18 protein-coding genes and 1 tRNA gene are annotated in these 19,099 nt (G+C 63.1%); 16 read left to right on the plus strand and 3 right to left on the minus strand.

Features of this window, described 5'->3' with window-relative positions; all coding sequences use genetic code 11:
* Positions 1-36: 36 nt before the first annotated feature.
* From ribH to AABA84_RS13070, 8 genes are all read left to right on the plus strand, one after another.
* On the plus strand, positions 37-528 hold the full coding sequence (ribH, locus tag AABA84_RS13035; protein WP_028144410.1) for a 6,7-dimethyl-8-ribityllumazine synthase: 492 nt from the start codon (positions 37-39) through the stop codon (positions 526-528).
* A 4-nt stretch (positions 529-532) separates the two neighbouring features.
* Positions 533-1,030: a transcription antitermination factor NusB gene (nusB, locus tag AABA84_RS13040; RefSeq protein ID WP_212244877.1), complete on the plus strand. Its 498-nt coding sequence runs from the start codon at positions 533-535 to the stop codon at positions 1,028-1,030.
* A gap of 204 nt (positions 1,031-1,234) precedes the next feature.
* The gene (gene thiL / locus AABA84_RS13045) at positions 1,235-2,233 is read left to right on the plus strand and encodes a thiamine-phosphate kinase (protein WP_338312239.1); all 999 of its coding nucleotides are present in this window, start codon (positions 1,235-1,237) and stop codon (positions 2,231-2,233) included.
* 234 nt (positions 2,234-2,467) lie between these two features.
* The gene (locus AABA84_RS13050) at positions 2,468-4,582 is read left to right on the plus strand and encodes a sodium-translocating pyrophosphatase (protein ID WP_212244873.1); all 2,115 of its coding nucleotides are present in this window, start codon (positions 2,468-2,470) and stop codon (positions 4,580-4,582) included.
* A 490-nt stretch (positions 4,583-5,072) separates the two neighbouring features.
* Positions 5,073-5,960, plus strand: coding sequence for a helix-turn-helix domain-containing protein (locus AABA84_RS13055; RefSeq protein ID WP_338312240.1), 888 nt, complete (start codon positions 5,073-5,075; stop codon positions 5,958-5,960).
* A 136-nt stretch (positions 5,961-6,096) separates the two neighbouring features.
* Positions 6,097-7,746 carry a flavin-containing monooxygenase gene (locus AABA84_RS13060; protein ID WP_338312241.1) on the plus strand — a complete coding sequence of 550 codons (1,650 nt, stop codon included), beginning with the start codon at positions 6,097-6,099 and terminating at the stop codon, positions 7,744-7,746.
* A gap of 23 nt (positions 7,747-7,769) precedes the next feature.
* Positions 7,770-8,825 carry an alpha/beta fold hydrolase gene (locus AABA84_RS13065; RefSeq protein WP_212245281.1) on the plus strand — a complete coding sequence of 352 codons (1,056 nt, stop codon included), beginning with the start codon at positions 7,770-7,772 and terminating at the stop codon, positions 8,823-8,825.
* Positions 8,826-9,103: 278 nt separating this feature from the next.
* Entirely contained in the window at positions 9,104-10,255 is a 1,152-nt protein-coding gene (locus AABA84_RS13070; RefSeq protein WP_338312242.1) for an FIST N-terminal domain-containing protein, read from the plus strand.
* A 216-nt stretch (positions 10,256-10,471) separates the two neighbouring features.
* Here AABA84_RS13070 and AABA84_RS13075 read toward each other — a convergent pair whose 3' ends face one another.
* On the minus strand, positions 10,472-11,470 hold the full coding sequence (locus tag AABA84_RS13075) for a Bug family tripartite tricarboxylate transporter substrate binding protein (RefSeq protein ID WP_212244867.1): 999 nt from the start codon (positions 11,468-11,470) through the stop codon (positions 10,472-10,474).
* Between the two features lie 217 nt (positions 11,471-11,687).
* A complete protein-coding gene (locus tag AABA84_RS13080; RefSeq protein ID WP_018320052.1) occupies positions 11,688-12,173 on the minus strand; it encodes an outer membrane protein assembly factor BamE in 486 nt (161 codons plus the stop codon).
* A 98-nt stretch (positions 12,174-12,271) separates the two neighbouring features.
* Here AABA84_RS13080 and AABA84_RS13085 point away from each other — a divergent pair, with 98 nt between their 5' ends.
* The 8 genes from AABA84_RS13085 to AABA84_RS13120 all read left to right on the plus strand — a co-directional run bounded on the left by AABA84_RS13085 (position 12,272) and on the right by AABA84_RS13120 (position 17,883).
* Positions 12,272-12,835, plus strand: coding sequence for a ubiquinol-cytochrome C chaperone family protein (locus AABA84_RS13085; RefSeq protein WP_212244865.1), 564 nt, complete (start codon positions 12,272-12,274; stop codon positions 12,833-12,835).
* Complete coding sequence (locus tag AABA84_RS13090) at positions 12,832-13,407, plus strand: YceD family protein (protein WP_338307877.1); 576 nt, start codon at positions 12,832-12,834, stop codon at positions 13,405-13,407. Before AABA84_RS13085 ends, AABA84_RS13090 begins: the two co-directional genes overlap by 4 nt.
* Before the next feature lie 297 nt (positions 13,408-13,704).
* Positions 13,705-14,766 (plus strand): phosphate acyltransferase PlsX, encoded by a 1,062-nt coding sequence (gene plsX / locus AABA84_RS13095; RefSeq protein WP_212244861.1) that lies wholly within the window; start codon positions 13,705-13,707, stop codon positions 14,764-14,766.
* Positions 14,763-15,743 (plus strand): beta-ketoacyl-ACP synthase III, encoded by a 981-nt coding sequence (locus AABA84_RS13100; RefSeq protein WP_338312243.1) that lies wholly within the window; start codon positions 14,763-14,765, stop codon positions 15,741-15,743. The genes plsX and AABA84_RS13100 overlap by 4 nt, the downstream gene beginning before the upstream one ends.
* Positions 15,744-15,877: 134 nt before the next feature.
* Positions 15,878-16,219 carry an integration host factor subunit alpha gene (locus AABA84_RS13105; protein WP_212244857.1) on the plus strand — a complete coding sequence of 114 codons (342 nt, stop codon included), beginning with the start codon at positions 15,878-15,880 and terminating at the stop codon, positions 16,217-16,219.
* Between the two features lie 26 nt (positions 16,220-16,245).
* Positions 16,246-16,830 (plus strand): MerR family transcriptional regulator, encoded by a 585-nt coding sequence (locus AABA84_RS13110; protein WP_338312244.1) that lies wholly within the window; start codon positions 16,246-16,248, stop codon positions 16,828-16,830.
* Between the two features lie 110 nt (positions 16,831-16,940).
* A tRNA-Pro gene (locus tag AABA84_RS13115) sits at positions 16,941-17,018 on the plus strand.
* 328 nt (positions 17,019-17,346) lie between these two features.
* Positions 17,347-17,883 (plus strand): hypothetical protein, encoded by a 537-nt coding sequence (locus AABA84_RS13120; protein WP_338312245.1) that lies wholly within the window; start codon positions 17,347-17,349, stop codon positions 17,881-17,883.
* A gap of 271 nt (positions 17,884-18,154) precedes the next feature.
* Here the strand turns inward: AABA84_RS13120 and AABA84_RS13125 are convergent, their stop codons facing one another.
* Complete coding sequence (locus tag AABA84_RS13125; RefSeq protein ID WP_338312246.1) at positions 18,155-19,048, minus strand: hypothetical protein; 894 nt, start codon at positions 19,046-19,048, stop codon at positions 18,155-18,157.
* Positions 19,049-19,099: the final 51 nt, after the last annotated feature.

Consider the following 19,099-nt stretch of genomic DNA (forward strand, 5'->3'; position numbering starts at 1 on the left):
TACATAACGCGCCAACCTCTAGAACGGATCTTAACGATGGCAGACGCGCGGCGCGCACCCCTGAAGGACCAGACCGACATTTCCGGCGCACGCGCGCTGATTGTCGAGGCGCGGTTCTATGACGATCTCCAGGACGCGCTTCTGGACGGCGCCGTGACCGAATTGAAGGCGGCGGGCCTGACCCATGACGTCATCACGGTTCCCGGCGCGCTGGAGATTCCGGCGGCGGTGGCCATCGCGATCGACGCGGCGGCGGCGAACGGCAAGCCCTATGACGCGGTAATCGCGCTCGGCTGCGTGATCCGCGGCGACACCATCCATTTCGAGATCGTGTCGCAGGAATCCTCGCGCGCGTTGATGGATCTTGCCGTGGCGCGAAAGCTGCCGCTCGGCAACGGCATCCTCACCGTCAACAATGAGGCGCAGGCCTGGGCGCGGGCGCGCGCCAGCGAGCTCAACAAGGGCGGCGATGCCGCGCGTGCGGCGCTTGCGATGCTGCGCATCAAACGCCGCATGGCGCGGGCCTGAAGCCATGGCTGATCCCACCAAGAAGCCGGCAGGGCTTAACGAGAAGAAGGCAAACCGGCGCGGTGCCGCGCGGCTCGCGGCCGTCCAGGCGCTGTATCAGATGGATATCGCCGGCGCCGGCATCAACGACATCTTTGCCGAGTTCGAGAGCCATTGGCTGGGCAACGAGGTCGAGGGCGACACGTACCTGCCGGCGGAAGCGGCGTTCTTCCGCGACGTCGTCTCGGGCGTCGTGCGCGACCAGAAGAAGCTCGATCCCCTGATCGACGAGGCGCTGTCGAAGGGCTGGCCGTTGAAGCGGATCGAAGCGATCCTGCGCGCGGTGCTGCGGGCAGGGGCCTATGAGCTGGAGCACCGCAAGGACGTGCCGGGCCGCGTCGTCATCTCCGAATATGTCGACGTCGCCAACGCCTTCGTCGACCGCGAGGAGACCGGCATGGTCAACGCCGTGCTCGACCAGATCGGCCGCCAGTTTCGCGGCGACGAGTTCGGGCGGGGGTAGACCTACACTCCGCTGTCATCACCCGCGAAAGCGGGTGATCCAGTACGCCGCGGCAGCGGTTATTGATATCAGAGGTCTCGGCGTACTGGATCGCCCGGTCCCGTCTACGCCAAGGCTTCGACGAGGCCTACAGTCCCAGGCGCGCCGAAGCTTTAGCGAAGGCGGCAAGCCGGGCGATGACAGTGGAGTTTGGGGCTAGTGCCGATGACGAACGCACCGGAAGCCTCCCCCGAAGACGCCCTCATCGCGCGCTATTTCAAGCCGCTGGCGACCGATCCCGGCGCGTTCGGGCTGGTCGATGACGCGGCGGTGCTGTCGTCGTCGGGCGACGACATTGTCGTCACCACCGACGCCGTGGTCGAGGGCGTGCACTATCTTGCCACCGATCCCCCTGACACCATCGCGCGCAAGGCGCTGCGGGTGAACCTGTCCGATCTCGCCGCCAAGGGCGCGGTGCCGGCCGGATTCGTGCTGACGCTGGCGCTGCGCAGCAGGGAGGATGCCTGGCTGCGGCCCTTTGCGGACGCGCTGGGCGAGGACTCGAGAGAATTCGCCTGTCCGCTGCTCGGGGGCGACACGGTCTCGACGCCGGGCCCGCAGATGATCTCGATCACCGCCTTTGGCCGGGTGCCGCAGGGGCGGATGGTCGGCCGTACCGGCGCAAGGCCAGGCGATCGCATCCTGGTGACCGGCACGATCGGCGACGCTGCGCTCGGCCTCAACGTGCTCACGGGCGGTGCCGCCGCGGCAGCGCTCGCGACCGATCCCGCTGCAAGGGAAGCCCTGGTCTCACGCTATCGCGTGCCGCAGCCGCGCAACGTGCTGGCGCAAGCCGTGCGCGATCATGGGACCGCAGCGATGGACGTCTCCGACGGGCTCGCCGGCGATCTGACCAAGCTCTGCGCAGCGTCCGGGGTCTCGGCCACGGTCGACGTGGCGAGCCTGCCGCTCTCGGCCGCGGCCGCAAGCCTGGTCGCCCGCAAGGTCGTTGGCGTCGAGACGCTGCTTGCGGGGGGCGACGATTACGAGGTGCTGTGCACCGTCCCGCCGGCGCAGGGCGATGCGCTGATTGCCGCGGGGCGGGCGGCCGGCCTTGCCATCACCGCGATCGGCACGATTGTCGCGGGCAAGCAGGGGCCGCGCTTCCTGGACGGGCAGGGCCAGGAATTGGTCTTGAGGCGGCTATCCTACAGCCACTTCTAGGAATTGCTCCAAACCGGCATCTTAGTTCTCAGCACTTGGCCTAAATACCTGCCGAGATCGGCGTTTTCGGCGTTATCCGGCGTTGCACCCTCAATTTGATTTTGGCAAGCTTGCGACCGACTAAGGCCGCCTCTTTTGGGCAAGGGGCGGCTTTGTTCGAAATCAAGGCGCCGCACCGCTCGACGGACAACAAAAGGCGCCGGGGGTACATCAAGGATCTGAGGCAAAAATCACATGACAGCATTATGGTTGATTGTGCTCTGCGGAGTGCTTTCCGTCGTCTACGCGATTTGGGCGACGTCTTCGGTGTTAAGCGCGGATGCGGGGTCGCCGCGCATGCAGGAGATCGCGGGAGCGGTCGCTGAGGGTGCACAGGCGTATCTGCGGCGCCAGTACACGACGATCGGCATCGTCGGCGTGGTCATCTTCCTCTTGCTCGTCTATTTCCTCGGTATCTACGTCGCCATCGGCTTTCTGATCGGCGCCGTCCTGTCGGGGGCGGCCGGCTTCATCGGCATGAACGTCTCGGTCCGCGCCAATGTGCGCACCGCGCAAGCCGCGACGACGTCGCTCGCCGGCGGCCTGGAGCTCGCCTTCAAGGCCGGCGCGATCACCGGCATGCTGGTGGCAGGTCTCGCACTGCTCGGCGTGACGCTCTACTTCGGCTTCCTGGTGCATTCGCTGAAGCTTGCGCCTGACAGCCGTACCGTCATCGACGCCATGGTGGCGCTCGGCTTCGGCGCCTCGCTGATCTCGATCTTCGCCCGTCTCGGCGGCGGCATCTTCACCAAGGGTGCGGACGTCGGCGGCGACCTCGTCGGCAAGGTCGAAGCCGGCATCCCCGAGGACGATCCGCGCAACCCCGCCACCATCGCCGACAACGTCGGCGACAATGTCGGCGACTGCGCCGGCATGGCCGCCGACTTGTTCGAGACCTATGCGGTGACCGCGGTCGCCACAATGGTGCTGGCTGCGATCTTCTTCGCCAAGACGCCGATCCTCGCCAACATGATGACGCTGCCGCTCGCGATCGGCGGCATCTGCATCATCACCTCGATCATCGGCACCTTCTTCGTCAAGCTCGGGCCGAGCCAGTCGATCATGGGCGCGCTCTACAAGGGCCTGATCGCAACCGGCATCCTGTCGCTGATCGGCATCGCCGGCGTGATCTACAGCCTGATCGGCTTCGGCAAGCTCGACGGCGTCAACTATACCGGCATGGCGCTGTTCGAATGCGGCGTGGTCGGCCTCATCGTCACCGCGCTGATCATCTGGATCACCGAATACTACACCGGCACCGACTATCGTCCGGTGAAGTCGATCGCCCAGGCCTCGGTGACCGGCCACGGCACCAACGTGATCCAGGGCCTTGCCGTCTCGATGGAGGCGACCGCGCTGCCCGCGATCGTGATCATCGCCGGCATCCTGGTCACCTACAGCCTCGCCGGCCTGTTCGGCATCGCGATCGCGACCGCCACCATGCTGGCGCTGGCCGGCATGATCGTCGCGCTCGACGCCTTCGGCCCGGTGACGGACAACGCCGGCGGCATCGCCGAGATGGCGGGCCTGCCGAAGGAGGTGCGCAAGTCGACCGACGCGCTCGACGCGGTCGGCAACACCACCAAGGCGGTAACGAAGGGCTACGCGATCGGCTCCGCCGGTCTCGGTGCCCTCGTGCTGTTCGCGGCCTACAACGAAGACCTCAAGTTCTTCGTCGCGAACAAGACCCCGTACTTCGTCGGCGTCGCTCCGGACTTCTCGCTCAACAACCCCTACGTCGTGGTGGGCCTGCTGTTCGGCGGCCTGCTGCCGTACCTGTTCGGCGCGATGGGCATGACCGCGGTGGGGCGTGCCGCGGGCGCGATCGTCGAGGAGGTCCGGCGCCAGTTCCGCGAGAAGCCGGGCATCATGCAGGGCACCGACAAGCCGGATTACGGCAGGGCGGTCGACCTGCTCACAAAGGCGGCGATCAAGGAGATGATCATCCCCTCGCTGCTCCCGGTGCTGTCACCGATCGTCGTCTACTTCCTGATCTACGCGATCGCGGGCGGCGGCGCGGCCGGCAAGTCGGCGGCGTTCTCCGCCGTCGGTGCCATGCTGCTCGGCGTCATCGTGACGGGTCTGTTCGTCGCGATCTCCATGACCTCGGGCGGCGGCGCCTGGGACAACGCCAAGAAGTACATCGAGGACGGTCATTTCGGCGGCAAGGGCTCTGATGCCCACAAGTCCGCTGTAACAGGCGACACCGTCGGCGATCCCTACAAGGACACGGCGGGTCCCGCGGTGAACCCGATGATCAAGATCACCAACATCGTGGCCCTGCTGCTGCTGGCGATCCTGGCGCACTGAGCGGTGTGAACGAAACAAGACAAAACCCCGCGGCGCGAGCCGCGGGGTTTTTGTTTGATGGGTTGGATGCTCTCACCTCGTCATTGCGACGAGCTCTTGCGACGAAGCAATCCAGGGTCTTTCCGTCGAGGGATTCTGGATTGCTTCGCTGCGCTCGCAATGACGGGAGCGAGACCGACTGCACGTCCATCTGCAGCCCTTCCTTCTGGATGATGCCGGAATTACGCAATTACGGCGCAGTCCAGCACTCTCACCGCAATATCCCCGTCGCGTTTTCAGGCCCGCAGGTTTCTTGCCTATTGTGCTGCTTTCCAAAGCCGCAAGGGTCTGCCGCAACTGCTTGTGCACGTGCCGTTGAAGTCGGCTCGCCCGGTGCCGAGGATAGAGCGAGCGCGCGCCACGCCCATTCAGGGTCGGCTTGACACCTACAAACCTGCTGTTGACAATGGTTCGCACAGGTGCCGTCAGTCCGCGACGTTGGAAAAATCCCATGGCACTGCTCATTCGACCAGAAGAACTGCCGCGTTGGGTACCGGGAGAGTTGCTGCGCTGCAGTGCCGGTCAAGGCTGGAAGGGCGTTGAGCTGCGGACCTACCGCTATTGCGGTCTCGACGTCCCAGTGCCAGCGATGGCCGATTTCATGATCGTCTCCTACAAGCGCGGCAGCACCATGATGGAGCGGCGTTTCGAGGGACGCTGGACCCGGACCGAATGTCATCCGGGGGATGTTTCGCTATTGACCCGCTCGCAGGCCTCGCACTGGCACTGGACCGAGCAGATCGAGGTCTCGCATGTCTATCTCTCGGACGCCGTGGTTTCCCGCGTGGCCGCCGATGTCCTCGAGCGACCGATCGCTGCGGTGCGGCTGCACGATATATTGCGCACGCAAAGCCCGATCGTGACCGGGGCCGTCGAGGCCATATCTCGCGAAGCCAGCGGCAACGGCATCGGCGGTGCGTTATATGTCGACGCGTTGAGCACACAGCTCGTCGTCAATCTGCTTCGCAACTTTGCATCGGTCCAGTTTGTCGACAAGTCCGGAAGGGGCGAGCTGCCGCCGGCAATACGCAAGCGCATTGTCGACTACGTCGAAGCACGGATCGATCAGCCGCTCTCGCTCGAGGAACTCGCCGAAGTCGCCTCGATGGGCGTTTGGACTTTCGGGAAGCGCTTTCGCGCCTCGTTTCAGACCAGCCCCCACCAGTACGTCGTCGACCGTCGGCTCGAAAAAGCGCAGCAAATGCTGGCGCTTGGTCGCCTGCCGGTGAAGGCGATCGCGTCGGAATGCGGCTTCGCCGATCAGGCCCATTTAACGCGCGTCATGCGCGCACGGCTGGGGCGGACACCGGCCGCCCTGAGGGACGACAGCTCTCGCTAGCGCTCCTTCACCTGATCCTTCAACAAACTCACTGGTTCATTCAAGACGACGCTGCACGTCGCTTCTAACGTTCCTCCCCACGGCCGAATGGCCACTCGGTCGCTCAAGCGGCCGGTACAAAAAGAGGGGAAACGCTATGGGCACCTTGTTGGAGCCGACACATGCGTCGCGGGCGGATGCACCGACGACACGGTTGGACGCGCTGGTCATCGGCGCCGGGATCGCTGGTCTCTATCAGTTGTATCGCCTGCGCGAGATGGGACTGAACGTCCGCGCCTACGACACGGCATCGGGGGTGGGAGGCACCTGGTACTGGAATCGCTATCCGGGTGCGCGCTTCGACTCCCAGGTCGAGGTCTACCAGTATTGGTTCTCCGAAGATCTGTACAAGGCCTGGAAGCCGAGCGAACGATTTCCCGCGCAGCCGGAGACCGAACGCTGGCTGAACTTCGTCGCGGATCACCTCGATCTGAAGAAGGACATTCAATTCAACAGCCCCATCGCCTCGGCCCACTATCGCGAGAAGGACGGCCGCTGGACGGTAACGACGGACGCCGGCGAGAAGATCGACACGCAGTACGTCCTCGCCTGTTGCGGCATGCTGTCGGCCCCGCTCGTCGACCGCTTTCCCGGCCAGTCGACGTTCCGAGGTGAGATCCACCATACCGGACGATGGCCGAAGACCGGCGTCGATCTCGAAGGTAAGCGCGTCGCGGTGGTCGGCACCGGCGCGACCGGCATCCAGGTCATCCAGACCATCGCCCCCGACGTGGCCGAAATGAAGATCTTCGTGCGGACGCCGCAATACGTGGTGCCGATGAAGAATCCGCGATACAGCCAGGCCGAATGGGACGTCTGGGCCAGTCAATTCCACGACCTGAAGAAGCGCGTCCGTTCGACCTTCGCCGGCTTCCATTATGACTTCGAGAACCGTCCATGGGCGGAGCTGACGCCCGGAGAGCGCACGGAAGTGCTGGAAAAATTCTGGAAAGAAGGCTCGCTATCGATGTGGCTGGCGACCTTCCCGGAGATGTTCTTCGACGAATCGGTCAGCGCCGTCGTGTCCGATTTCGTAAGGGGCAAGATGCGTGAGCGCCTGCGCAACGATCCGAAACTGTGCAACCTCCTGATCCCCTCTGATTATGGCTTCGGCACGCACCGCGTGCCGCTCGAGAACGGCTATCTCGAGGTCTATCTGCAGAACAACGTCGAAGCAATCGACTGCCGGTCCACGCCGATCGAGCGCATCGTCCCCGAGGGCATCCAAACCTCCGACGGCAAGGTGCATGAGGTCGACGTCATTATCCTCGCGGTCGGCTTCGACGCCGGCTCCGGCGCGCTGAGCCGGATCGACTTCCGCGGCCGCGACGGCCGTTCGCTGAAAGAACAATGGAAGCAGGAGATTCGTACCGCGATGGGCCTCCAGGTCCATGGCTATCCGAACCTGTTTACGACCGGCGCGCCGCTCGCACCTTCGGCCGCACTCTGCAACATGACCACCTGTCTTCAGCAGCAAGTTGACTGGATCACCGACTGCATCGGCTACGCGCGGACGCGAGGCAAGAAAACGATCGAGGCCACCCGGGAGTTCGAGGACAATTGGGTGAAGCACCATGACGACACCGCTGCGGCGACGCTCGTGGTCAAAACCGACTCTTGGTACATGGGCTCCAACGTCGACGGCAAGCCGCGCCGGCTGCTGTCCTATATCGGGGGCGTCGGCAACTACAATCGACAATGCGACGAGCTGGCCGCCAGCGGCTATCCCGGCCTCGCGATGAACTGACTCCGGTCCGAAGGAAAATCCAAATGAGCAACAATCCCTATTACGGGCCTGATGGTCACGGCCCCTACGAGATGATCGACATCGGCGACCTGCCGCTCGAGGATGGCGGCACCATTCCCGGCTGCACGCTCGCCGTCGCCACACACGGCGCGCTCAACGCTGCGAAGGACAACGCCATTCTCGTTCCCACCTGGTATTCGGGCACGAGCAAGATCATGGAGCAGGCCTATATCGGCGCGGGCCGGGCGCTCGATCCTGCGAAATACTTCATCATCGTGGTCAACCAGATCGGCAGTGGATTGTCGACATCGCCGCACAACGCCGGTGGGGCGATGGCCGGACCAAATTTCCCAAAGGTCCGCATCGGCGACGACGTTCGCGCCCAGCATCGGCTGGTGACCGAAAACTTCGGGCTCAAGAGCCTGGCACTCGTGGTCGGGGGCTCGATGGGCGCGCAGCAGACCTACGAGTGGGCCGTGCGCTATCCGGATTTCGTCAAGCGCGCGGCGCCGATCGCCGGTACGGCGAAGAATACCGAGCACGACTTCCTCTTCGCGGAGACGCTGAATGAGGCAATCACGACCGATCCGGGCTTCCGCGAAGGGCGCTACGGTTCGCCGGCCGACGTCGCCGCGGGCCTCAAGCGACAGGCGAAGCTCTGGACCGTGATGGGTTGGAGCACCGACTTCTTCCGTGCCAACAGGCACAAGGCGCTGGGTTTCGAATCCGTGCAGGCCTTCGTCGACACCTTTATGACCGGTTACTTCGCGCCGATGGACCCGAACAATCTGCTGTCCATGGCGTGGAAGTGGCAGCGCGGCGACGTCAGTCGCAACGCCGACGGCGACCTTGCTGCTGCTCTCGGGCGTATCAAGGCGAAGACATTTGTGATGCCGATCAGTCACGACATGTTCTTCCCCCCGGCCGATTGCGAGGCGGAGCAACGGCTCATTCCGGGAAGCGAGTTCCGCCCGCTGGCCAGCATCGATGGGCACCTGGGTCTGTTCGGCACCGATCCGCAGATGCTCGCACAACTCGACGCTAACCTGCACGAGTTGCTCGCCACACGTGTAACCTGAACGACTACATTCCGACAACGAAGTCGTGGCCTCGGAAGCGGACTCATCGTTCGCCAGGACCAAGGGATTTCATCCCGTTTCCACCTGACGCGCCGTGCTTGTGTTGGCCGAATGCCGGGCGGGCCGATCACAAGACTGTTCGAGCGAGAGCACCGTAGTGCATGATCCGGAAAAGTGTGCAGCGGCTTTCCGAAGGGATCAAGCTCAATCAAAGAGCTGGAGCGCGATGACGATTCAATCGGAATTCATCGCGCTTCAGCAAGCGGGTTTCTGACGCGGTGCTCAATCGCTGCCCGTCCGGTGTTGTGGCCGTCGAGACGAAAGCGTCTACCCCCGCCGGTGCGGCGGCGGAGCTGGCAAGCGTTCTGCCAGCCAGCGGGCTTGCGGCGGTGCTGGTGTTTGTTTCGCCGCGTTACGATCCGCATCGGTTCGCGGCCGAAATGACAACCCGCTTCAGGGGCACGCCCGTCTTCGGTTGCACGACCGCTGGCGAGATTGCGTTCAACGGATGGGATGAAAACAGCGTTGTCGCGCTCGCCTTCAGCGCTGCCGACTTCGACGTGGCTGCTCTCCCCATCCTGGGACTCTCGGATTTTCGCATCGAAGACGATCGCACTATTGGCGCAGATATTCGGCATCGCGTCTTCCGACAAGGCGGCAATGCCGATGGCGAGCGCTGTTTCGGGCTGCTGCTCATCGATGGCATGTGCCAGCGGGAAGAGGTCGTATTGGCCGCGATTCATGCCTCGCTTGGTCATATTCCGCTGGTCGGCGGTTCGGCCGCAGATGGTCTGCGATTTGAGCGCAGCTGGGTCTACTTCGAGGGCCGCGCCCATACCGATGCGGCGGTGCTCCTTGTGTTCAAGACGTCGGTGCCGTTCCTCATCTTTTCTTGCGACACTTGCGAGCCTGGCACGGAAAAAATGGTAGTGACGGAGGCTGATCCAGATCGGCGAACTATCAGCGAATTGAATGCCGAGCCGGCAGCAGCCGAGTATTCACGCATGGCCGGCATCGCCGGCGGCGTACTCGATGTGACTGCGTTTGCATCCCATCCTGTACTCGTACGGATCGGCGATGCGTATTACGCACGCTCGGTACGCCGGGTCGATGCGGACGGCACGCTCCATTTTGCCTCCGCCATTGACCAAGGCCTCGTGTTTACGATGGCCACACTGCGTGACCCGGTCGACCCAACCAGTGATCTTTTCGCCCAGATCCAGGAAGAAATCGGGGAGGTCTCACTCTATATCGGATTCGAGTCCGTTCAGAGGCGTATGGGCCTCGAGCATCGATGCGACCGCGACATGTCGGAACTGTATCGGACCCATCGTGTGTTTGGGTGCAATACCTATGGTGAACTGTATGGTCCGATGCACATAAACGGGACGCTCACCGGTGTGGCGATCGGCACGCCCCGTGCGAAGTAGGTGGGCTACTACGAAGACCAGCTATCCGTGGACGAGTGTTGCGTGAGCGTCATTTTAAGTAGCCGGCCCCGGCCGCCAGAAATCGATCTCCGACCCGACCGTCAGCGCCACGCCACTGCTCCAGCCCGTAGCCCCTAGGATGGGTTGAGCCCTCGCGAAACCCATCCCTTCCCGATCACCGCTTGTCGCGAGCTCCTCGGAATGACGAAGACCGCGTCACTGCACGTCCATCTGCAGCCCTTCCTTCTGGATGATGCCGGCGAACTTCTTCGTCTCGGAATCCACGAAGGCGGCGAACTGCTCCGGCGTGCCGTAGTCGGCGCGGGCGCCCATGGCGGCGATTTGCTTCTTGATGTCGTCGCGCTCCAGCATCGCCTTGACCTGGAGATTGAGCGCGCTCAGCACCTCGGGCGAGACGCCCTTCGGCAGGAAGACCGAGAACCACGACGAGACGTCGAAATTCGCCAGCTCCGGCGCGCTCTCGCGCATGGTCGGCAGGTCTTTCGCGAGGTCGCTGCGCTCGGTGGTGGTGACGCAGAGGCCTGTGAGCGTGCCGTTCTGCACCTGCGGCAGGCTCGGATAGAGGTTGTCGAACAGGATCTGGATGTCGCCGGCCAGCGCGGCTTGAAGCGCGGGGCCCGCTCCGCGGAACGGGATGTGCGTCATCTTGAGGCCGGTGAGCTGGAGGAACCAGGCCCCGGTGAGGTGAGGGCTCTGGCCGACGCCGGAGGAGGCGTAGCTGAGCTTGTCCGGATTGGCCTTCAAGTACGCGATCAGCTCGGCGACCGACTTGATGCCGGTCTTCGGATGCGCCGACACGATGTTCGGGATCCGGATCATGTTGGAGACCGGCTGGAGCTGGTCGGGCTTGTAGGTGAGGTTCTTGAAGATGCTGTAGGCGATCGCGTTCGGACCGGGATTGCCGACCAGGATGGTGTGGCCGTCGGGCTTGGCACGAACCACCTCGGCGGTACCGATGGTGCCGCCGCCGCCCGAGCGATTTTCCACGACGGCCGACTGGCCCCAGGCGGTTTGCAGATGCGCGGCCAGGAGCCGGCCCATCACGTCGGTTGAGCCGCCCGCCGCGGCCGGCACGACGAGGCGGACCGTTTCGGTCGGCTTCCAGTCGGCAAGGCTCGATCGCGGCAGGATCGCCGCGGCCGAGAGACCAGCCACTCCGGTAAGCACGCGACGTCGGGACAAAGTCTTGGGCACGAATCCACTCCCTGCTTCTTTCTTTGCAGGGAGCGTAGGAAACCGCAGGTGCGACGGCAAGTCGCGCGCGACGATCAGTGCCGCGCGGACGGCGGCACGACGCCGCAGGCGAGAGCCATATACCTTCCGGCGGAATTGGAAGGCGTTCTGGATGTTTGTCTTGAAGCGTTTTCGTGATGCGAGCCGGTCCCCGGCTTCGCCCGAAAACGCTCCGGACTCAGTTGAAGCTGAGCAGCTTGAACAGCGGCGTGAGGTAGCTCATCTCCTGGCCCGACGTCGGCGTGGTGCGGCTGATGAAGTCGAAGATCTTGCCGTCCTGCAGGCCGTAATTCGCGAGGCGCCGCACGCGCCGGTTCTTGTCGAAATAGATCGCGATGACGCGCTGGTCGACCACCTTCTGGTTCATGAAGGCGACCATGCGCTCCGAGCGCTGCGAGATGTAGTAGAACACTTCGCCGTCGAGGGTCGCCACCGTGGAGGGCGTGCCCATCACGATCAGCACCTGGTCCTGGCTGGCGCCGATCGGAATCTGCTCCAGCGCGCCGGGCGGCAGGATGTAACCCTTCTGGAATTGCTCGCCGGTACAGCCCGTGAGCGCGGCGCCGACCAGGGCGACGGCGGCGAGCATGCGCAAGCCGCGCCAGCGTGCATGAAGGCCGCGCCGCTTGTCCGCGCGCAGGCTGATCTGGTTCGTTGTCGTCATAGCGGAACTGATTCCGTCCCCTTGCGTCGCGCGAGGCGCTGAAGTACCGGGCGGAGGCTCTGAATGCAACTCGCGCGCGCCCGCTTGCGGAAACCACAATGCTTTGGCCGTTCAATCACTTCAGGAAACCCCGGCTAACCCCGTCGGGCACCATTGAAGCCATCTATGGCATGATCGTGACGCAGGCGCGAGAACCCATATTTTACCGCGACTTGGGCGTGCCCGATACGGTTAACGGACGTTTCGACCTGTTGCTGCTGCATCTGTGGCTGCTGCTGCGGCGCCTGCGCACGGTCCAGGGCGCCACCGCAGGAGCCTCGGAGCTGTCGCAGGCGCTGTTCGACCGCTTCTGCGAGGACATGGACGACAATCTGCGCGAGATGGGGGTCGGCGACCAGACCGTGCCGAAGCGGATGCGGGCGTTCGGCGAGGCCTTTTACGGTCGTGTCCAGGCCTATGACCAGGCCGTGGAGGCCGGCGGCGAGGCCCTGGCAGAGGCGATCTGCAAGAATATCTTGAATGGGACCGGCCTGGACCAGGCGAAGCGGCTCGCGGCCTATGCCAGGGCCACCGAGGCCGATCTCGGCCGGGCCGACGAGACCGCGCTGCTGCGCGCCTCCTTCAGGTTTCCTCCAGCGCGTCCCGAGGGCGACACACCATGAGCCGACCAAATACCGAGCCAGATCCCTGGCGGGTCCCAATCATCGTCGCGCAAATTCCCGACACCGGCCTGCACCGCAAGCTCGAGGCCTCGGCCGCCGAGCGGCAGGCCATGGCGGAGGTCGCTGGCCTCCGTGAGGTCGTCTCCGCCCAGGCCGATTTCGACGTGGTGCCCAGGAGCGGCGGCCGGGTCCAGGTCACCGGCAGCGTCCGGGCCCGAATCGGCCAGACCTGCGTGGTCACGCTCGATCCGATCGAAAGCGAGATCGAGGAGGAGGTGGACCTGGTGTTCGCCCCCGAGGCCGAGGTTCGGAAGATGGCCGACCTGATCGAGGAGGGGCAGGACGACGCGGAGCCTCCCGAGGTGGTCGATCCGCCGGAGGCGATCGCCAATGGAATCATCGACCTCGGCCGGATTGCGACCGACGCACTGTTCCTGGCGATTGATCCTTATCCGCGCAAGGAAGGGGCTGTGTTCGAGGCCGAGGTCACCGCCGTCGATCCGGAGGACCATCCGTTTGCGGTCTTGAAGGCGCTCCAGGACAAGAAGCAGGATAAGAAGAAAGACAAATAGCCGGGCATTCCCGTAAGAACGCCTTGCCGAGCGGTGCGAGGTGCTTGCCGGGATGGTTTGAGAGGTTCTCTTATCTATCTGATTTTGATGTATTTCCCTTGAATTTTCGGGTTCGCGGCCAGATCGCCCCGGATGCAAAAGGCTGGGGGCAAGAGGTTGTTTCGGGGTAACAAAACGCTATTGTCGCGCCCCGGCCCGGGTGCGGCGTGGCGCTTGGCCGGTCGCCATGTCCGTGGCGAACCCATTTCGCGGCTCTGCTAGCTCAAGACCGCACCAGATCAGGTTTCCAGGACTTTTATGCCAAGCAAGGTTCGCATCGCGCTGGACGCCATGGGGGGCGACGCCGGCGCCGCCGTGGTCATTCCCGGTGCCGCCATCTCGCTTCAGAGGCATCGCGGGACCGAGTTCCTGCTGGTCGGGGACCGCGCCAGGATCGAGCCCGAGCTCGAGAAGCATCCGGCCCTCAAGGCCGCTTCGAGGATCATCCACACCGACGTGGCCGTCAGCGGATCGGACAAGCCGAGCCAGGCGCTGCGGCGCGGCCGCAAGACCTCCTCGATGTGGCTGGCCATCGACGCCGTGAAGAAGGGCGAGGCGGATGTCGCGGTCTCCGCCGGCAATACCGGCGCGCTGATGGCGATGTCCCGCTTCCACCTGCGCACGCTGAAGGGGATCGACCGGCCGGCAATCACGGGGGTTTGGCCGACCAAGCGCGGCGATTCCATCGTGCTCGACCTCGGCGCCACCATCGGCGGCGATGCCCACCACCTGGTGTCGCTCGCGGTGATGGGCGCGGCGATGGCGAGCGTGCTGTTCGACAAGAAGCGCCCCACGGTCGGGCTGCTCAATATCGGGGTCGAGGAGATCAAGGGGCACGAGGAGATCCGTGAAGCCGGTGAAATTCTGCGCGCCAGGAACCTGCCGGAACTCGATTATATCGGTTTCGTCGAGGGCGACGGCATCGGCAAAGGGCACGCCGACGTCATCGTGACCGAAGGTTACAGCGGCAATATCGCGCTCAAGGCCGCCGAGGGAACCGCGCGGCAGATGGCGGAATTGCTCCGCGAAGGGATGCAGCGGAGCTGGATGTCCAAGCTCGGCTACCTCTTCGCGCGCGACGCCTTTCAGGCGCTGCGCAACAAGATGGACCCGAACAAGTCCAACGGGGGCGTGTTCCTCGGGCTGAACGGACTGGTGGTCAAGAGCCATGGCGGAATCAGCGCCGAAGGCTTTGCCTCTGCGATCGATGTTGGCTATGAGATGGTTAAATTCGATCTCCTGAACAAGATCAATCAGATGCTCAACCGCGAGGGCGGTGCACTCAATTCCGTGCAGGCCGCGCAGGAGGCTGTTTCGTGACTCAAATTCGTTCGGTCGTGCTCGGCTGCGGCTCTTATCTGCCGGAGCAGGTGGTGACCAACGCCCAATTGGCGGCGCGTATCGACACCTCCGACGAGTGGATCGTGCAGCGCACCGGCATTCGCGAGCGGCACATCGCGGCCGAGGGCGAGTTCACCTCGCATCTGGCGATCAGGGCGGCGCAGGCCGCGCTCAGCGATGCCGGCATGGACGCGCAGTCGATCGACCTGATCATTCTGGCGACCTCGACGCCTGACAACACCTTCCCCGCGACGGCGGTTGCCGTGCAGCACGGGCTCGGCATCAACCACGGCGCGGCCTTCGACCTCCAGGCGGTATGCTCGGGCTTCGTGTTCGCGCTCGCCACCGCCGACAATTTCCTGCGCACCGGCGCCTTCAAGCGCGCGCTGGTGATTGGCGCCGAGACCTTCTCGCGCATCCTCGACTGGAACGACCGCGGCACCTGCGTGCTGTTCGGCGACGGCGCCGGCGCGGTCGTGCTCGAGGCGCAGGAACAGCCGGGCAAGGCCGCGACCGACCGCGGCATCGTCACCACGCATCTGCGTTCCGACGGCCGCCACAAGGCAAAGCTGTTCGTCGACGGCGGGCCGTCCTCGACCCAGACCGTCGGCCATCTGCGCATGGAGGGCCGCGAGGTCTTCAAGCATGCGGTCGGCATGATCACCGACGTGATCGTCGATGCCTTCGAGGCGACCGGGCTCAATGCCGACAGCATCGACTGGTTCGTGCCGCACCAGGCCAACAAGCGAATCATCGACGCCTCCGCCCACAAGCTCCACATCGCGCCGGAGAAGGTGGTGCTGACCGTGGACCGTCACGGCAACACCTCGGCGGCCTCGATTCCGCTGGCGTTGTCCGTGGCCCGCAGGGACGGCCGCATCAAGAAGGGCGACATGGTCCTGCTGGAGGCCATGGGCGGCGGCTTCACCTGGGGCTCGGCGCTCGTGCGCTGGTAGGGCCACAGTCGATAAAATTTTGCCGGAATTAGCCGCCATTATCGATGCGTCTGCATTGATGAGCGCTGTTGACCGCCGTAACGTAAGCTCATAATTTCAGACAACAATTGTTCGCCGTGATGTGGGGCAGGGCGATGACCGATCAAAGTAAAACCGTAACGCGTGTCGATCTGTGCGAAGCCGTCTACCAGAAGGTGGGCCTGTCGCGGACGGAATCGTCTGCGTTCGTGGAACTCGTGCTGAAGGAGATCACCGACTGCCTTGAAAAGGGCGAGACGGTGAAGCTGTCCTCGTTCGGCTCTTTCATGGTCCGCAAGAAGGGTCAGCGCATCGGCCGCAACCCGAAGACCGGCACCGAGGTGCCGATCTCGCCGCGCCGCGTCATGGTGTTCAAGCCGTCGGCGATCCTGAAGCAGCGGATCAACGGCCAGCACCGCGCCAATGGCGACGACAGCAAGGCTCAACCCGAGGCGTAAGTCGCCCCGCGCAAAGGATTTGGCATTTGGACAAGGCGCCGGATGCGTTCCGAACCATCAGCGAAGTAGCGCAGGAACTCGACATTCCGCAGCACGTGCTGCGGTTCTGGGAGACCCGGTTCTCCCAGATCAAGCCGATGAAGCGCAGCGGCGGCCGCCGCTATTACCGCCCCGACGACGTCGACCTGCTCAAGGGCATCCGCCGGCTGCTCTACGGGGAGGGCTACACCATCCGCGGGGTGCAGCGGATCCTCAAAGAGCACGGCGTCAAATCGGTGCAGGGCCTCGCCGACACCGCCGCCGCGGTTTCGTTCGGCGCCATCGAGGACGCCATCGGCGCCAGCCTGATGGAGCCCGAGGACGAGGAGGCGCCGATCAAGGGCGTCACCGACAGCGACGAGGACGACTACCAGGGTGACGAAGAGGAAGGCATCGACTTCCGCTTCACCGAGGTCGACGACGAGGACATCCTTACTACCTTCCGCAAGGGCGGCACGACTGCCGCAGCCCCGGCCGGCCCCAGTGCGCTGGACCGGGAACGGCTAGGCCGCGTCCTCGCCGACCTCGTCGCCTGCCGCGAGATGCTGGATCAGGCGCTGAAGGACGGCTAGGGGGCGGTCCGCCGGCTTTGCGGGCTGTTCCGGGAGCTGTGGGCCGGGACACCAAAATGGTGCGGCCTCGCCTTGCGCATCGCGCCGATCCTAGCTAATGGAACGACGTTCGGAGCGTGGCGCAGCCCGGTTAGCGCACTAGTCTGGGAGACTAGGGGTCGGAGGTTCAAATCCTCTCGCTCCGACCAATTTTTCAAAGCATCAGTCGGATGGATGGCGTGGAGCGCCTGCTCCCGCCCGTGACGTATCCGCCACAATTGGTGGCGGAGTCGGCTTCGGCCGCCGGTAAGCCTGAAATGTCGAAAACAACCCCATGCACAGTAGGGAAGTCATTGCCGGAATGATGTTTTTTCGAAGCGATTTGATCGGTCGCGCAAAACAGGGGTAGCATGTTCGTGTCGGCCTGTTGGATGGGAAGATAGCGAAGACGGTTACGTCAATGTATTCCTTCGAAGGGATTTCGGAGCGCGACCTCCGGACGGCGGTGCGTGTGATAGATGCTATACTGAGGATTGTATGGACTCCCCGCAAAGACTCCAACAGCCGGTTCTCAATGAGAAAGAGAAGCTTGACCTCAGAGTCCGGGCCGCTGAGCGCGCGCACGACACAGAGACGGCATTTGGGAAGGCGGCCAATGAAGCCGCGGTCAAGGCTGGCGAGGAGGCAATCAAAGCGACGATACTGATAAACGGTGGAAGCTCGGTCGCGATGCTGGCATTCGTTGGTACTATGGCTTCGAAGAGCCTATTTTCATCAGCCCAGCTTGTTCAGATTACTGCGCCACTAATCTGTTTTGCTTTTGGGCTAGCCGCATCGATGATTGCCGCGGCGGCTTCTTACTTCACAAATTTGATGATTGCCGGCTCATCGAGCCGAAAACAGCGTGAATATGAATTCCCGTTCTGCCGTGAAACAGCCGTGTCGCGGCGGCACCACGTTGCTGGAGAAATCTTCCGCTACATAGCTCTTTTTGCGGCGGCGACTTCGATCGGCTGTTTCGTATGGGGAATTCTCAAAGCCCAAGCAGTTTTCAGTTCTCTGTCCGGGTCCTAGGTCCGGTTCGATCGCGGCGCAATTAGTGCCCGCTAGATCGCGAGATCGTCCTCCGGCACGCGGAGCTTCACTTCCGCAGACGCAGCCAGCGGCTCGATCGAAGGAACCCCCGAAGCATCTTGGTGTCGCCAGCGATGGTGGCTCCAACCTGATCATCTATTTTCGATCTTGTGCTCCTTATGTCTTATGTCGGCGCTGGAGGGCAACGAATTACGGTGACAATGCCTTGGCCGAGTGATGAACGGCGCTGCCGCGCTTAAGTGCGCGGCACTCACAGCGGGTTCTTCCAGTCGATCTCAATCGCGTAGTCAGATTCGGCTAACTTGGCGCGGTAGATGCGGAGCGGCCGCGACCGTTTCGTCACAATCGCTTTCAGTCTCACCAAATGTTCGTCGGGAAAACGAGGTCCAACGATGAGAGCGGCGAGTTCGTAAGGTTCAAATGGTGCCTCCTTGGTTCGGCACAACAATCTCTCTTCTTCCTCGTATGACCACTCGATCGATTTTGTGAGGTAAGCTTTTCGATCAAATGCCAACCGCTGTTGGTAGAGAGTGCCTAGATTTCGTGGTGGCGTCTGATCGAGCAAATCAAGCATTTCGCTCGCGACGATGATCGGTCGCTGTCGGTGATATTCAACCGGGTGAACGCTTCGGAACGCGCTGTCGGATGAGCCTGAGACTACAAAGTGATATGCTAGCCCTTTATAGCTGTCGGCATAGTGGGCCCATAGAAGCTGTGATGAAATTCGCCGACAAAAGGATGCAATCTTTGGTGACTGCTGTCGGATAAGTGTTTCGGCGATGGACCTAACAGCTTGTTCTTCGACTTCAGCCTTGGTTGCGAGACGTCCGTCGTTTAGGGTCAGCTGAATATCGACCAGCGGAAGGCCTAATCCAGGCACTTCCTTAATCACCCTGTCGATCTCGCTCAAACTGACATCACTCACCACGACAGGATTGCTGTCGAAGGGATCGTTGAAGGTAACCGGTGTAGTTAGTGGGATCTTGTCCTTCAGAATCGTGCATTCAAGTAGCTCCCAGGAACGATCGCTCCAGAGGCTTACGTATCGAAATAGTGAGGTGTTAAGTGGCGGAATTGCGCCAGTGCGCATGGCAGCGAACTTGGCCATTTCGCGAATGGGGTCAAACTCGTCTTCGTTGCTCATTAGTGCCGTGCCCTACCCAAATGCTAGCCGTATCAAATCATATTCATGCGG

It is taken from the genome of Bradyrhizobium sp. TM239, assembly GCF_036247985.1.
GTDB lineage: Bacteria > Pseudomonadota > Alphaproteobacteria > Rhizobiales > Xanthobacteraceae > Bradyrhizobium > Bradyrhizobium ottawaense.

Bases quoted from the DNA above. Each gene is read 5' to 3' on its own strand.
- ribH (WP_028144410.1), top strand. From the start codon at position 37: ATGGCAGACGCGCGGCGCGCACCCCTGAAGGACCAGACCGACATTTCC.
- nusB (WP_212244877.1), top strand. From the start codon at position 533: ATGGCTGATCCCACCAAGAAGCCGGCAGGGCTTAACGAGAAGAAGGCA.
- thiL (WP_338312239.1), top strand. From the start codon at position 1,235: ATGACGAACGCACCGGAAGCCTCCCCCGAAGACGCCCTCATCGCGCGC.
- AABA84_RS13050 (WP_212244873.1), top strand. From the start codon at position 2,468: ATGACAGCATTATGGTTGATTGTGCTCTGCGGAGTGCTTTCCGTCGTC.
- AABA84_RS13055 (WP_338312240.1), top strand. From the start codon at position 5,073: ATGGCACTGCTCATTCGACCAGAAGAACTGCCGCGTTGGGTACCGGGA.
- AABA84_RS13060 (WP_338312241.1), top strand. From the start codon at position 6,097: ATGGGCACCTTGTTGGAGCCGACACATGCGTCGCGGGCGGATGCACCG.
- AABA84_RS13065 (WP_212245281.1), top strand. From the start codon at position 7,770: ATGAGCAACAATCCCTATTACGGGCCTGATGGTCACGGCCCCTACGAG.
- AABA84_RS13080 (WP_018320052.1), bottom strand. From the start codon at position 12,173: ATGACGACAACGAACCAGATCAGCCTGCGCGCGGACAAGCGGCGCGGC.
- AABA84_RS13085 (WP_212244865.1), top strand. From the start codon at position 12,272: ATGCTTTGGCCGTTCAATCACTTCAGGAAACCCCGGCTAACCCCGTCG.
- AABA84_RS13090 (WP_338307877.1), top strand. From the start codon at position 12,832: ATGAGCCGACCAAATACCGAGCCAGATCCCTGGCGGGTCCCAATCATC.
- plsX (WP_212244861.1), top strand. From the start codon at position 13,705: ATGCCAAGCAAGGTTCGCATCGCGCTGGACGCCATGGGGGGCGACGCC.
- AABA84_RS13105 (WP_212244857.1), top strand. From the start codon at position 15,878: ATGACCGATCAAAGTAAAACCGTAACGCGTGTCGATCTGTGCGAAGCC.
- AABA84_RS13120 (WP_338312245.1), top strand. From the start codon at position 17,347: ATGGACTCCCCGCAAAGACTCCAACAGCCGGTTCTCAATGAGAAAGAG.
- AABA84_RS13125 (WP_338312246.1), bottom strand. From the start codon at position 19,048: ATGAGCAACGAAGACGAGTTTGACCCCATTCGCGAAATGGCCAAGTTC.